Annotated in this window: 17 protein-coding genes; 1 reads left to right on the top strand and 16 read right to left on the bottom strand. The window is 28.5% G+C overall.

The genetic code is table 11. From position 1 onward, the window contains the following. Positions 1-52: 52 nt before the first annotated feature. The 13 genes from dnaB to rstA form a co-directional block, all read right to left on the bottom strand. On the bottom strand, positions 53-1381 hold the full coding sequence (gene dnaB, locus KGF45_RS18155) for a replicative DNA helicase (RefSeq protein ID WP_227483326.1): 1329 nt from the start codon (positions 1379-1381) through the stop codon (positions 53-55). An 18-nt stretch (positions 1382-1399) separates the two neighbouring features. After that, positions 1400-1849 carry a 50S ribosomal protein L9 gene (gene rplI / locus KGF45_RS18150; RefSeq protein WP_054275501.1) on the bottom strand — a complete coding sequence of 150 codons (450 nt, stop codon included), beginning with the start codon at positions 1847-1849 and terminating at the stop codon, positions 1400-1402. Next, a complete protein-coding gene (locus tag KGF45_RS18145; RefSeq protein WP_227828577.1) occupies positions 1850-3844 on the bottom strand; it encodes a DHH family phosphoesterase in 1995 nt (664 codons plus the stop codon). A 10-nt stretch (positions 3845-3854) separates the two neighbouring features. After that, positions 3855-4811: a YybS family protein gene (locus KGF45_RS18140; RefSeq protein ID WP_227828576.1), complete on the bottom strand. Its 957-nt coding sequence runs from the start codon at positions 4809-4811 to the stop codon at positions 3855-3857. A gap of 7 nt (positions 4812-4818) precedes the next feature. After that, positions 4819-5139 (bottom strand): MazG-like family protein, encoded by a 321-nt coding sequence (locus tag KGF45_RS18135; RefSeq protein ID WP_227436541.1) that lies wholly within the window; start codon positions 5137-5139, stop codon positions 4819-4821. A 141-nt stretch (positions 5140-5280) separates the two neighbouring features. Continuing rightward, positions 5281-5508 (bottom strand): 30S ribosomal protein S18, encoded by a 228-nt coding sequence (rpsR, locus tag KGF45_RS18130; RefSeq protein ID WP_021386573.1) that lies wholly within the window; start codon positions 5506-5508, stop codon positions 5281-5283. 18 nt (positions 5509-5526) lie between these two features. Next, positions 5527-5961, bottom strand: coding sequence for a single-stranded DNA-binding protein (locus tag KGF45_RS18125; RefSeq protein WP_227436543.1), 435 nt, complete (start codon positions 5959-5961; stop codon positions 5527-5529). Positions 5962-5997: 36 nt separating this feature from the next. Then, the gene (gene rpsF / locus KGF45_RS18120) at positions 5998-6276 is read right to left on the bottom strand and encodes a 30S ribosomal protein S6 (protein WP_227842992.1); all 279 of its coding nucleotides are present in this window, start codon (positions 6274-6276) and stop codon (positions 5998-6000) included. Between the two features lie 220 nt (positions 6277-6496). Further along, complete coding sequence (locus tag KGF45_RS18115) at positions 6497-7693, bottom strand: PLP-dependent aminotransferase family protein (RefSeq protein WP_227828575.1); 1197 nt, start codon at positions 7691-7693, stop codon at positions 6497-6499. A gap of 102 nt (positions 7694-7795) precedes the next feature. Beyond that, positions 7796-7981 (bottom strand): DUF951 domain-containing protein, encoded by a 186-nt coding sequence (locus tag KGF45_RS18110; protein ID WP_054275506.1) that lies wholly within the window; start codon positions 7979-7981, stop codon positions 7796-7798. Between the two features lie 14 nt (positions 7982-7995). After that, positions 7996-8259 carry a DUF3343 domain-containing protein gene (locus KGF45_RS18105; RefSeq protein ID WP_227828574.1) on the bottom strand — a complete coding sequence of 88 codons (264 nt, stop codon included), beginning with the start codon at positions 8257-8259 and terminating at the stop codon, positions 7996-7998. Positions 8260-8337: 78 nt separating this feature from the next. Further along, the gene (yedF, locus tag KGF45_RS18100; RefSeq protein ID WP_227436550.1) at positions 8338-8925 is read right to left on the bottom strand and encodes a sulfurtransferase-like selenium metabolism protein YedF; all 588 of its coding nucleotides are present in this window, start codon (positions 8923-8925) and stop codon (positions 8338-8340) included. Between the two features lie 104 nt (positions 8926-9029). Then, positions 9030-10322: a toxin production/motility transcriptional repressor RstA gene (gene rstA / locus KGF45_RS18095; RefSeq protein ID WP_227842991.1), complete on the bottom strand. Its 1293-nt coding sequence runs from the start codon at positions 10320-10322 to the stop codon at positions 9030-9032. A gap of 259 nt (positions 10323-10581) precedes the next feature. On the opposite strand from rstA, the gene KGF45_RS18090 reads away from it, so the two are divergent. Beyond that, positions 10582-11163: a GerMN domain-containing protein gene (locus tag KGF45_RS18090; RefSeq protein ID WP_227842990.1), complete on the top strand. Its 582-nt coding sequence runs from the start codon at positions 10582-10584 to the stop codon at positions 11161-11163. Positions 11164-11243: 80 nt separating this feature from the next. Here the strand turns inward: KGF45_RS18090 and KGF45_RS18085 are convergent, their stop codons facing one another. The 3 genes from KGF45_RS18085 to KGF45_RS18075 are packed head-to-tail and all read right to left on the bottom strand — an operon-like array spanning position 11244 to position 14060. Next, complete coding sequence (locus tag KGF45_RS18085; protein ID WP_227842989.1) at positions 11244-12386, bottom strand: aminotransferase class V-fold PLP-dependent enzyme; 1143 nt, start codon at positions 12384-12386, stop codon at positions 11244-11246. 32 nt (positions 12387-12418) lie between these two features. Then, positions 12419-13285 (bottom strand): ParB/RepB/Spo0J family partition protein, encoded by an 867-nt coding sequence (locus KGF45_RS18080; RefSeq protein WP_227842988.1) that lies wholly within the window; start codon positions 13283-13285, stop codon positions 12419-12421. A gap of 1 nt (position 13286) precedes the next feature. After that, positions 13287-14060, bottom strand: coding sequence for a ParA family protein (locus tag KGF45_RS18075; RefSeq protein ID WP_227828569.1), 774 nt, complete (start codon positions 14058-14060; stop codon positions 13287-13289). Positions 14061-14120 lie beyond the last annotated feature (60 nt).

Raw genomic sequence — 14120 nt, 5'->3', positions numbered from 1 at the left:
TATCCACATTTTTCCTGTAGAAAGAAAGGATGTTCTGTGGATATTAGTTAAATTATAGGTCTCTCAACTTATCCCCAAATCTTTGAACTTCACCAAGCCAAACTAGTTCCACAGAACCAGTTTCGCCATGTCTATTTTTTGCTATTATTATTTCTCCTATATTTTTACTCTCAGAATCAGCATGATAGTATTCATCTCTATACAAGAACATAACTATATCTGCATCCTGCTCAATTGCTCCAGATTCTCTTAAATCAGATAACATAGGTCTATGGTCTGCTCTTTGCTCTGGTGCACGTGATAACTGAGATAATGCTACTACAGGACAATTTAATTCTTTTGCTAATACTTTTAATGACCTTGATATTTTAGATATTTCTTGTTGTCTACTTTCATTATTACCTTCACCTTCCATAAGTTGAAGATAATCTATAAGCACTAAATCTAGACCTTTTTCTATCTTTAACTTTCTGCACTTTGACCTTAATTCTGATATTTTTATACCAGGAGTATCATCGATGTGTATTTTTGCATCTGACAGTACTGCCATTGCATCTATAATCCTAGGCCAATCATTATCATTAAGTGTTCCAGTCTTTATCTTTTTTAATTCTACACTAGATTGCGAAGATAACATACGTTGTACTAACTGTTCTTTGGACATCTCTAAACTAAATACAGCTACAGAAGCATCTCCTTTTAAAGCAGCATTTTGTACTAAATTTAAAGAAAAAGCAGTTTTACCCATTGCAGGTCTTGCGGCAACTAATATTAAATCTGTTCTTTGAAGACCATTTATTTTTTTATTTAAATCTTTAAAACCAGTAGTTATACCAGTTACATCGCTTTTATTGGTATATAATTTTTCTATCATATCATAGGCATCCATCAAAACTAAGTTTATAGATTTAAAATCGTCACTAGTTTTTTCCTGTGATATATCAAATATTCTCTTTTCAGCTTGTTCTAAAACATCTTCAATTTTTGTTGCTCCACTATATCCTAGATTTATTATTTCATTAGATGCTTTTATAAGCTTTCTAAGTACAGACTTTTCTTTTACTATGTCAGCATAGTATTTTACATTTGAAGTTGTTGGCACTATTGTAGAAAGACTTGTAATATAACTGATTCCTCCAATATCATTAAGATGCCCTTGTTTTCTTAGTTCTTCTGTCAATGTGATTAAGTCTATAGGCTCACCTTTATTGCTTAAAGTTATCATACATTCATATATTATTTTGTGAGCTTCTTTATAGAAGTCATCAGGCCTTATGGTTTCTGTAACTGTTATTATAGCATCTTTATCTAGCAGTATAGAACCTAATATTGATTGCTCTGATTCTACACTATGAGGAGGAATTCTCGTCATGTCTTCCATCTTTATCACCTCTAGTTATTACTGTTTTTCTTTTACATCTACTCTTATTTTAGTAGTTACTTTTTGATGTATTTTTATTTCTACAAATGTTGAACCTAAAGTTCTTATTGGTTCGTCTAATAAAATTTTTCTTTTGTCTACATCTATATCTTTTTGTTTCTTTAATTGCTCAGCTATCTCTTTGGCTGTTATTGAACCAAATAATCTTCCACCTTCACCTGATTTTGAATATATTTCTATATTAATTTCTTCCATTTGTTTTCCTAATAAAACAGCTTCTTCATATTCTTTTTGAGCTTTTATTTCTTTAGATTTATTCTTTTCATTTAATTCTTTGATTGCTACACTATCTGCTTGCACAGCCATTTTTTTAGGAAATAAGAAATTTCTTGCATATCCATCACTTACTTCTTTCATTTCCCCTTTTTTACCAGTTCCTTTTACGTCTTTTAATAATATAACTTTCATCTATTCTTCCTCCTCTAAATACTCCTCTATTATTTTATTTACTATCTTGTAAGCTTCTTTTAGAGAAACATTTTTTAACTGTGCACCAGCTATATCTATATGTCCCCCGCCTCCTAATTTCTCCATAAGTACATGTACATTTATTTGCCCCAAAGACCTTGCACTTATAAATATAGTATCATCTTTTTCTCCTAATACAAAGGAGGCTTCTACTTCTTTTATATTTAACAGCTCATCAGCAGTTTGAGCTATTATAACGTTTATACTATCTATTTCTGTACTTGAATATGCTAGGCATATTCTATTATTAATTATCTTCGTACTTTGAATTATTTCAGCCTTTATTATAAAATCTTTTACGTCAGAATTAAAAAACTTCTTGACTTCTATTGTATCTGCTCCAACTTTTCTAAGGTAAGAAGCAGCTTCAAATGTCCTAACACCTGTTTTAAATGCAAAGTTTTTAGTATCTAAGCTTATTCCTGCTAAAAGACCTTCAGCTGTAAGTTTATTGATTGTTACCTCTTCATCCATATATTGAACTAATTCTGTAACCATTTCACAGGTTGAAGATACATATATTTCATGGAATAAAAGCACTGCATCATTTATAAACTCTACACCTCTTCTATGATGGTCTATTACTACTACCTTCTCTGATAACTTTAAGAGTTCTTCACATTCAGTATAATTAGGTCTATGAGTGTCAACTACAACAACTAGTGTATTTTTAGTACAGTTATCAATAGCCTCCTCTTTTCCAATAAACAACTTCTTATAATAATTACTTTCATTTATTTTGTTTATAAATATCTCTATAGATTCATTTACAGATTGTAAAACTATATTTGCTGTCTTATTGCAAGATTTACATATATCATAAACCCCAACTGCAGCTCCCATAGCGTCCATGTCAGGATATTTATGACCCATTATATAAACATGATCGCTTTCTTGTATAACCTCTCTCAGAGCATGACCTATAAGTCTAGATTTTACTTTTGTTTTCTTTTCTACAGCTTTAGATTTTCCACCATAAAATACAAACTTATCTTTTGTCTTTACAACAGCTTGGTCTCCTCCTCTACCAAGTGCTAAATCAAGAGCACCTGTAGCAAGTTTTAGGTTCTCATTTAATGTATCTCCATCTATACCAATTCCTATACTTATTGTAACAGGAAGATTATTTCCATAATCAATATGTCTTATTGTATCTAAAATAGAAAACTTCTCAGCTTCTAATTTTTTTAACTCTTTTTTATGCATTACCAAGAAGAATTTATCTTTTGAAGTCCTTCTCAAAGCACCATTTGAATTTAATTCTAAAGCAGAAAGTATTTTTTCTACTTCAACATTAATTAAAGCTCTCTTATCTTCTGCTGCACTTTTTAATACTTCATCATATCCATCTACTTGTATTAACATCATTGCATCTTTTTCATCATCATAATCTTGTTTTACTTGTAAATATTCTGTCTTATCTATCCAGTATAATATCATTAAATATTTAGGATTCTTTTCTTGATCATTTTTTATAACATTATAAACTATTGTATATTCTCTTTCCTTATAGTTTATTTCAGTGTACATCTCTTTATTTTCATTTAATACTTTTCTTAAATTAAGATTTTTAACTATATCTTCTATATTTTTATCAAGTAAATCTTTTTGACCAATCATATCATAAAACTTTCCATTATACCATGATATATTTCCATCAAATTCTAGAATACATAGTGGTATTGGAAGATTTATTATAGCTTTCTTAGTTGTTTCATCTATATCTAAAGATAAATTTTGAATATACTCTGTCCATTCATGACGTCTAATATTAGTTGTTCTCCAATTGTGAAAAACCATATATGCAAAAATACAGAAAAATAAACACCCTACATACAAGTTGTAATAAAGCAAAATTATACTAGAAATACCAATAATAATTATATATAAATTTATTTCTGGCATATTTAATTTAAAGGTTTGTTTATTACTCATTTCTATCCTCCTAAGTGGATTTATAACTTCTCACCTTTCTAAAGTCAATTATACTATCTACCATACCAACAAAAGATATTCCCATAAATCCAAATAAACATAAAATTATCCCTGAAAGAAACATAATTTTATTTGGTCCTTGTCTTATCCATTTCTTTAAATAATAAATACAAACTGCTATTCCTTGAATTACAAACATTAAGTTAAAAACTAGCTGTAAATTAGTCATTATTAATTCTGTATATAATTTTGAACCAATAATTTCAATCAATAAGACTAATAAATAAAGTAAAAAAGTTGTGACTATAGCATTTCCTGGTAAATAAAAGTCAGCAAATTTAGGAAATCTTATATTCAAATTTGTAATTCTTTTAATAAAGAATACACTTAAATAATATGTTACAAATGCTGATAATAAACCTTGTAGGAATAACATCATCGGTAGCATATTTGTAAAATAACTTACAATTTCATCTGGCTTCATTTTATCAAATACTTTAAGCTCAGTTGCAGAAAAACTATTTTTTTGAATATTTACGATTTCCGTTATCATTTTAGCAACTTCATCTAATAAATTTACATTTAAAAATGTCTTCAATACAAAGAAATACACAACCATTGCAAGCACAAATATTATTGTTCCTCCATATATTGGTTCAAATTTATTGCTATCTTCTTGCTCAAAACTTCTCTTTAGCATCTTTCCTATTGCTATACCTGGCAAAGAATACATTATACATATATTTAATGCATACGAAATGTCTGCAAATAAAATTAGCACACAAAATGTAATCAAAATAGATAAAAAAGAATACTTTTTATCAGTAATGGCACCTATAATTACATATGGGACAGCAGCTAATATACTAAACATTCCTAGCATTGGAATATAGGCTATTACTAAAGCAATTATTATAGCTAAAACTATTATAGGCATGGCTTTAGATAGTCTAATTTTATTATTCAATTTAATATCACTCCCTATTATCCATATGTTTTTTTAAGTTAGATAAATCTCCATACCATCTTTCAACACTATGGTCTTCCTCTATACCAATTTTTATTTTTTCCTTGACTTTATAATCCACATCTCTAAAACTAATTCCTAATCTCTTTGCTAAGAGATATGTTATCATTATTATATTTGCTAGAGTATCTTGAATTGCCTCATCTAAAGGTTTTACCCCTTTAAATAATAAGTTAAACAAATCACTTACACTCATTAATATTTCTGTTTTCATCCACTCTATTATCTTTATGTTTCTTGTTATCTCAGAACCTTTATCTATTTTCACGTTTGCAACCCTCCTTAATATATAATATTATATCATAAATAATAATATATTTAAGTATATAAACAAAAAAACGAGCGTTATAGCTCGTCTCATTTACTTATATAAATATCTATAATAAAAAATGAGCACAAGGCTCATTTTTTAATCTAATGTATATGGTAAAAGTGCTATATTTCTTGATCTTTTTATAGCAACTGTTAATTCTCTTTGATGCTTAGCACAAGTTCCAGATATTCTTCTTGGTAATATCTTTCCTCTTTCAGTTATATACTTTTGTAATCTTTGAGTACTTTTGTAATCTATTTTAGCGTTTTTGTCAGCACAAAATTGACAAACTCTTTTTTTCTTACGTCTTTTTTTATTCATCATGACTTTTTTCCCTCCTTTTTAAAATGGTATATCGTCATCATCTATAGCTTGGAAACCTTGTGGGTCTAACCCTTGAGGTTCAAAGCTTGGCTCAAAAGCTGGAGCACTCTCTTTATATGAATTTTCCGATTTATTCTTGCTATCTAAAGCTTGTACTGATCTAGTACTTACTTTTGTAAAAGTTCTTTTTTCACCTGATTGTGTCTGATAATTGTCTACTCTTATCGATCCTTGAAGTGCAACTAATCTACCTTTAGTTATGTAGTTGGCACAAAATTCAGCGGATTTACCCATTACTTCAACAGGTATAAAATCAGTTTCTTTAGATCCATCTTTTTTTACATAGTCTCTATCAATGGCTATTGTAAATGATGCCACTGGTGTTCCTGTACCTGGGATGTATCTTAATTCAGGGTCTTTAGTTAACCTTCCCACTAATACAACTTGATTCATAAAAACACCACCTATTTTTTATAATAAAACTAGTTATTAAGCAACAACTATCATATGTCTTATTACGTTTTCATTTATCTTTAAGTTTCTGTCTATTTCTTTAGGAACGTCTACTGCTGATTTGAAGTTAACTAACACATAGAAACCTTCTGTAAACTTAGCTATTGGATAAGCTAATTTTTTAGTTCCCCAAGTATCAACTTTAACTATTTCTCCTTCAGTTGCAACAACTTCCTTAACTTTGTTTAGTACAGCTTCTCTTGTTTCTTCATCAGAGTTTGGCTTTACTACATAAACTAATTCATAATTTTTCACTATAATTCACCTCCCTTTGGACTTAACGGCTCTACACTCTTAGAGCAGAGAAATGAGACTAAAATCTCATACCTACACATTTTATCATTTTTTCTTGTTTATGTCAATTTAAATTTTGGACAAATTTTAATATTTAATATAAGGTGAAATATATTTTTTAAATTAATAAGGGATGGCAATCGCCATCCCTCATAATATATCTATAAGTTATTATTTTTAATTAAGCTTCAACACCCATAGCTTCTTTTAAAACTGATGCTATATTTTTGATACCTTCTATTATTTTTTCTTCTGGCATATTTGAATAGTTAAGTCTGAAAGTATTTTCTCTACCACCATTAGGGAAGAATCCTCCTCCAGCAACATAAGCAACATTCTTTTCTAAGCATTTTGGCATTAATTCTTTAGCATTTAAATTACTTGGAAGCTCTACCCATGTAAATAATCCACCTTCTGGATGAGTAAATACTAATCCTTCTGGGAATTCTTCTTCCATAGTCTTAAGCATTACATCTCTACGTTTGATATAAACAGCTTTTATTTTATCAACGTGTTCATCTAAGTCATACATATCCATAAATTTGCTTACTTCCATTTGAGATATAGTTGATGCTTGTAAGTCTGCACCTTGTTTTGCAAAGTTAAATTTAGATAGTATTTCTGCAGAAGCACAAGTCCATCCTAATCTGTATCCTGGGCAGAATATTTTAGAGAAAGTTCCTAAGAATATTACTAATCCTTTTGTATCCATTGATTTTAAAGATGGTAAAGTTTCTCCTTCAAATCTTAAATCTCCATATGGATTATCTTCTATTACTGGTATTTCATATTTATTTACTATTTCCATGAATTTTTTACGTCTTTCAAGTGGCCAAGTTCTTCCTGTTGGATTTTGGAAATCAGGTATTACATAAATCATTTTTATTCTATCAGTTGTTTCTAGTATTTTTTCTAGTTCTTCCATTATCATTCCATTAGAATCTGTTGGAACATCTATGAATTTAGGTTGGTAAGATTTAAATGCGTTTATAGCTCCTATGTAAGATGGGCTTTCACATAAAATTACATCACCTTCATCAATAAATACTTTTCCTGCAAAATCTAGACCTTGTTGAGAACCACTTGTAACTAATATATCATCTTTATTTACATTAGTTTGGTTTTTGTCATTCATTCTAGCTGCTATTTTTTCTCTTAATGGTTCATATCCTTCTGTTGTAGTATATTGCATAGCTGATCTTCCATTTTCTTCAAGCACTGCAACTGATACTTTTTTCATTTCTTCAACTGGAAATAACTCTGGAGCAGGCATTCCACCCGCAAAAGATATTATTTGTGGTTGTTGAGTAAGTTTTAAAAGCTCACGTATTTCAGATCCTTGTAAACCTTCCATTCTTTTTGCATATTTAACTGCCATAATTAAAGCACCCCCATGAAAATGTTTTCTTCAATTTCTATTATACCAAAAATTTGGATATTAATATACGGTATTTGACATTTTTTAAATGTTAAATTTATATCATTTTTTTATTAGCTTCTTTACTCTCTTTTCTAATGTCTCTCTATCAAGCATTATTAGCCTTGAACATTTCGTACATTTTATCTTTATATCCATTCCAGTTCTTACGATTTCAAACTCTTTACATCCACATGCATGTTGTTTTTTCAATTCAACAATATCCCCTATTTTTAAATCCATTGGCATAAATAATTAGCCTCCTAATCTAACTTCTTTGCTTCCTTTGAGCCATCTTCTAATTTACTTATACAATAAATTCCCTTTATATCTACATTATTTTCAACTAAAATTGCCTTTATTTTTTCAATATCTTCAAAAGAAAATTTAATTGATATTCCACAGCTTGCTGTTATTTCTCTTGGTGTTGGAAGAGCCATTACTTTTAAACCCTTTTCACCAAATAGCTTTTCTGACCTTATTGCATGATGTGTCGAATTAAACGATACTATATACATTTGATTCATTGCTTAATCCTTTCTGACTATCTACTTTTCTTTAGTTTAATATTTCTTAATGACTTTATATTGTTAAACAAGCATACATTATATAGAAATAGTATTTGATGCATTTTTTAATGTTTCAACTATAGTGTACATATTTGTAACTGAGCCAACTTGTAATTTTTCTTTTAAATTATAGTAATCTAAACAAGTTCCACAAGATAAAATTTCTACGCCTGCATCTTCAAGTATTTTAAGATTTTCTATAGTTGCTTCATTTTCAGCACTTAATTTTACTCCTCCATTAACTAAAAGTATATGTTTAGGATATGGCTTTGATTCTGTTAAAGTATATATAAATCCTTTTATTAATACTTGTCCTAATTCATCATTCCCCAATCCCATCTTATCTGAAGATATAAATACACATGTATCTTCTAGTTCGCTTTCTTCTTTTTGAACTACAACATTATTGCCTTTTTTAATTTCTATAGAAATTAAATTTTCTTTTTCATCAACAATCCTTGCTTCACAATTTAAAGATTTAGCAAGTTTTAATATATTTTCTTTTGCTGTTTCATTGTCAACTGTTGTAACTACAATACCTTCTTCTATATTATCTAATTCTTTTTTTGTATTTATAACTGGTTTAGGACAAGCAAGCCCTCTAGCATCTATTTTTATACTCATTGTTTGATTCATCTCCTTAAAATTATTCATACAATTTATATTTTATCATAGATATTATCTTGCTTGTTATAGATTGTTTCTATACTATTATAGGTTTATTATACTTACATTATCTCTAAATTTTTATACATAAATACTCCCTTTTGGTAGTATTCTAATTCTTTCTCTTTTGATATGCTTGAATATAATTGTCCTAAGTCTATGTACAAGTTTGCTAATATCTTATTATTACCTAAGTCTGATACTATTTTTATACATTTAATTAAATACTCAATAGCAAGAGTAATTTCACTTTGATTCTTATACATATTAGAATAGAATTTTAATGCTTTATACTCATTAAATTTGTTTTTATTTTTTATTGATGATGCTAAAGCTATTTTACAATATTTTCTAGCTAAATCATAATCTTCCTTATCTATGTACGCTTCTATTATCTTGAATAAACCTGACATCATGTATTCGTCTTCATCATTCTTCTTTATGTTGTACACTTTTTGAGAATACTCAAGAACTCTATCTGTCTCACCTATTTTTCTATAAACATCACAAATTGTTAAGTATACATTTGCTATTCCAGTTTTATTATCTTCATTTTCAAGTATTTTTAGTGCTTTTTTAAAATACTCTTTTGATTCTTCATATTTTCCAATCTCAAGCATGTTATTTGCTTTTAACACCAAAATATCGACATCTTCTTTTCTATCATTTTTATTATCTATTTCATTTATTTTATCTATGTACTTTAATGACATATTTGGATTATCTAATTTTATATAACAATATGCCATCTTACTATATAATTCCTTATATATGTTAATATCCTCAAACTTACTCTCTGATAAAATTTCCTCTGCAAAATTAAAGTGACTTATCGCACCTTTATAAAAGTCTTCCTGCATATATATCTTTCCTATGTTTAAATAGCACTTTAGTATGTTTTCACTATCATCGTTTTTTATAAAGAAATATAAAGCCTTTTCAAAGTTTTCTATAGCATTATTGTAATTAGATTTTTTTAAGTTAATATTAGCCATAAGAAAATTACATTTGCCATAGTTCTCCATTAAATCGTATCTCTTACATATATCTAAAACTTCTTTTATTTGGTCCTCAGCCTTGTTTAGCTCATTCTCTTTTATATAAATTTCACTTTGCAGTATTAAATTATCTGTTATCTTTTTTGACTGCATTTCTTTTGTTTCTAATAAATATTCCACGCTTACATCTAGCTTATCACCTAGATATTCCAACAGTTCATAACTAGTATGAGATTTATCTCTCTCTATATGGCTTATTTGTGCTGCTGTTATCCTATCTCCGGCTAACTCTTTTAATGTCATATTTTTTTCTTTTCTTAATTTTTTAATCTTTTCTCCTAAGCTCAAAATTTCCATACTATTCCCACCTTTTGAAGACATTTTTTTATAATATAATTATAACTTATATTTATTTTAAAAACACTACTTTTATTTTACAATATTTTCTCTATACATTAAATGATTTCCCATAAAAATGACTAAAATTTAGTTTATTTTGTATTTAATTAATTTAAATAAATCATTTTTTAAATTTGTTACTATTTTGTATTCATATATTCAGTCATAACGATTATAATTATATATAAGAATAGTATCTTAGAGAGGAGTAATTTTTATGAAAAATAAGAAAATAATGTTAGTGTTAAGTATATTATCTATATCTATATTGGCGGTTGGATGTAGCAATGCTCAAAATGAAGCAACTAAAAAAGAAACTAAAAATAATACAAATGTTGAGCAACCAAAAGAAGAAAACAATAACGAAAATAATGATGAAAAAGAAGTTCCTAATAAAAAATCTGCATCAACTCCAAAGGAAGAAAAGAAGACAGAGTCTGCTGTTATTTACTCTTTTGATGTAGACAAAACAGATTTAATTGAAAATAAGGTTAATTCAGAAAAAATTGATGAAAACACTTTATTTGCTGAGCTTCAAAAGCTTAAAGTAATTCCAGAATCTGCAAAACTAAATTCATTTACTACAAAAGATATTGATGGCGTAAAAACTGGTATATTAGATGTTAACTCTGATTTTACAAAATCAAACTTAGGTAGTGATGCAGAAACTTTAATGCTTGATTCAGTTGCACGTACTTACATAAAGAACATGAATGTTGAACAAATAAAGCTTACTGTTGATGGCGCTAACTATGAAAGTGGTCATATAATTCTTGAAGATGGAGATTATTTAAAGTAAGTTTTTAAATTATATTAAGTTACAAAAAATAGTGTCAGCTTTCTATAAAGTTGACACTATTTTTATGTTGTAATGTATAACTATCTATTTTTTGAAATTTTCTTCAAAGCGTCTATTGCTTTATCTATTTCATCTTTTGTATTAAAATATCCTATACTGAACCTTACCGCACCTTGTTTTAACGTACCTAAAGTAGTATGAGCTAACGGAGAACAATGTATTCCTGATCTAGTTGCTATATTATATTCACTATCTAATAAGAAAGTAACCTCTCCAGAATCCATATTCCCTATATTTATAGCTATTACTGAGGCTCTTTTTTTACTGTCTTTTGGTCCATATATCTTTATATCTGATACTTCTTCTAACTTATTTAGCATATATTGACATAATTCTTCTTCATGTTGTCTTATATTGTTGATTCCTCTTTCAAATATAAATAATACACCTTGGTTAAGTCCTGCTATACCTGGAGTATTATGAGTTCCTGACTCGTATTTATCTGGGAACAGTTCTGGTTGAACCATTTCTTCTGATTTACTACCTGTTCCACCCTCTTTTAATATATTTAAATTTAGACCTTCTCTTACATATAAGATACCTGTTCCTTGAGGCCCAAATAAGCATTTATGACCTGGCATTGCCAACATGTCTATATTGCATTTCTTCACATCTATATCATAAACACCTGCTGTTTGTGATGCATCTACCAAGAATAATATATTATGTTTCTTAGCTATTTCTCCAACTTTTTTTATATCTATTAATGTTCCACATACATTAGATGCATGTGTAGTTACAATCAGCTTAGTGTTATCCTTTATTGATTTTTCTAACTCTTCATAATCTAAAAAACCTTCATCATCACATTTTACTACAGTATTTTCTACCCCTTTTTGCTCAAGTGCTTTTATGGGTCTTATTACTGAATTATGTTCCATCGATGTTGTTATTACATGATTTCCTTTTTGTAGTACACCTTTTATTGCTAAATTCAAAGAGTCTGTTGCATTAGACGTAAATACTATATTCATAGGATTACTTACATTAAATAACTTAGCTACATTTTCTCTTGTGTCATAAATTTCTCTAGCAGCTCTCATAGCAAGCTTATGTCCTGCTCTTCCTGGATTTGCACAATAGTTTTTCATACAATCTAAAACAGCATCATAAACTCTTTCTGGTTTTGGATATGTAGTTGCAGCATTGTCTAGATAAATCATATTAATCGTCCTCTCTATTTTATATTTGTGTGTTATTCAAGAAGCATTGATACAATACTGTTTAAATCATCGTCATTATAGTATTCTATCTCTATTTTACCTTTTTTCTTACCTTTAGAAATATTTACTTTAGTTCCAAAAATATTTCTAAGTTTATCTTCTACATCTAAAATAAATACATCCTTAGGCTTAGACTTTTTTGACATATCTTCTTCTTTATTTTCAGATATTTTTTTTGCAATATTTTCAACCTCTCTTACAGAGAGTTCTTCCTCTTCTATCTTTTTTGCGATTTGTAGTTGTAATTTTTTATCTAAAATCCTTAACAGAGCCTTTCCATGACCTGCTGTGATTTTACCACTATCTATCATGTCTATAACATCTTGTCCTAGATTTAAAAGTCTCAAAGTGTTAGTTATATGAGGTCTACTTTTACCAACAGCTTCTGATATTTCTTCTTGAGTTACATTATAGTGCTCTATTAAACTTTTATATGCTAGTGCTTCTTCTATCGAATTTAAATCTTCCCTCTGTAAGTTTTCAATTAAAGCTATCTCCATTATATCTTTCATCTCTATATCTTTAATTATAGCAGGCATTTGACTTTTATTTGCAAGTTTTGATGCTCTAAATCTTCTTTCACCAGCTATTATCATGTACTTATTATTTTCATCCCTTTTAACTACTATTGGTTGTAGTACACCATAATTTTTTATAGACTCAGATAATACTTTTATTTTTTCTTCATCAAATTGCTTTCTCGGCTGAACTTCGTTTGGATATATTTTGTCTATATCTATATTAACTATTTCTTTATCTGAAGTTTCTCCTTTGATTTCTGGTATCAATGCACTAAGACCTCGACCCAATCTATTACTTCTTTTAGACTTATTCTCCATACTACCACTCCTCCTCTTCTAAATCTATAAATTCTTCTGCTAGTTCCAAATAAGCTACAGACCCTCTACATCTTTTATCATAGTAAATTGCTGGTTTACCATGACTAGGAGCTTCTGCAAGCCTTACATTTCTTGGAATTAGAGTTGTATATACACTTCCTTTAAAGTACTTTTTAACTTCTTCAACAACTTGTATCGATAGATTAGCTCTTCCATCAAACATACTTAAAACAACACCTTGAATTTCTATATCTGTATTTAATCTTGATTTTACTAATTTTATAGTTTCCATTAATTGACTTACACCTTCTAAGGCATAATATTCACATTGTATAGGAATTAAAACACTATCTACAGCCGTTAGACAATTTATTGTAAGCATCCCAAGTGAAGGTGGGCAATCCAAAAATATATAGTCATATTCATCCTTTACTACTTTTATGGAATTTTTTAAAATATACTCTCTATTACTTATTGATGCAAGCTCTATCTCTGCACCTGCTAGTTCCGTAGCTGATGGAACTATATCTACATTTTCAAACTCTGTTTTTATTATTGCTTCTTTAATATGCAAACCATCTAACATAATCTCATAGATTGTATTTTCCACTTCATTTTTATCAATACCATATCCACTAGTTGTATTTCCTTGAGGGTCCAAATCTAATACTAATATCTTTTTTCCTAAGGTTCCTAAACTGGCACTTAAATTTACATTTGTTGTAGTTTTTCCGACTCCGCCCTTTTGATTAAATATAGCTATAACTTTGCCCATGATGTTCCCCCCTTTAAGAATTAAATTAATTTTAAATATTGACTAGTTGCTTTTATAATT

Source organism: Clostridioides sp. ZZV14-6154 (assembly GCF_020657785.1).
Taxonomy (GTDB): Bacteria; Bacillota; Clostridia; order Peptostreptococcales; family Peptostreptococcaceae; genus Clostridioides.
Note: the sequence above shows the minus strand (reverse complement) of the source record. Positions and strands in the feature narration are given on the sequence as shown.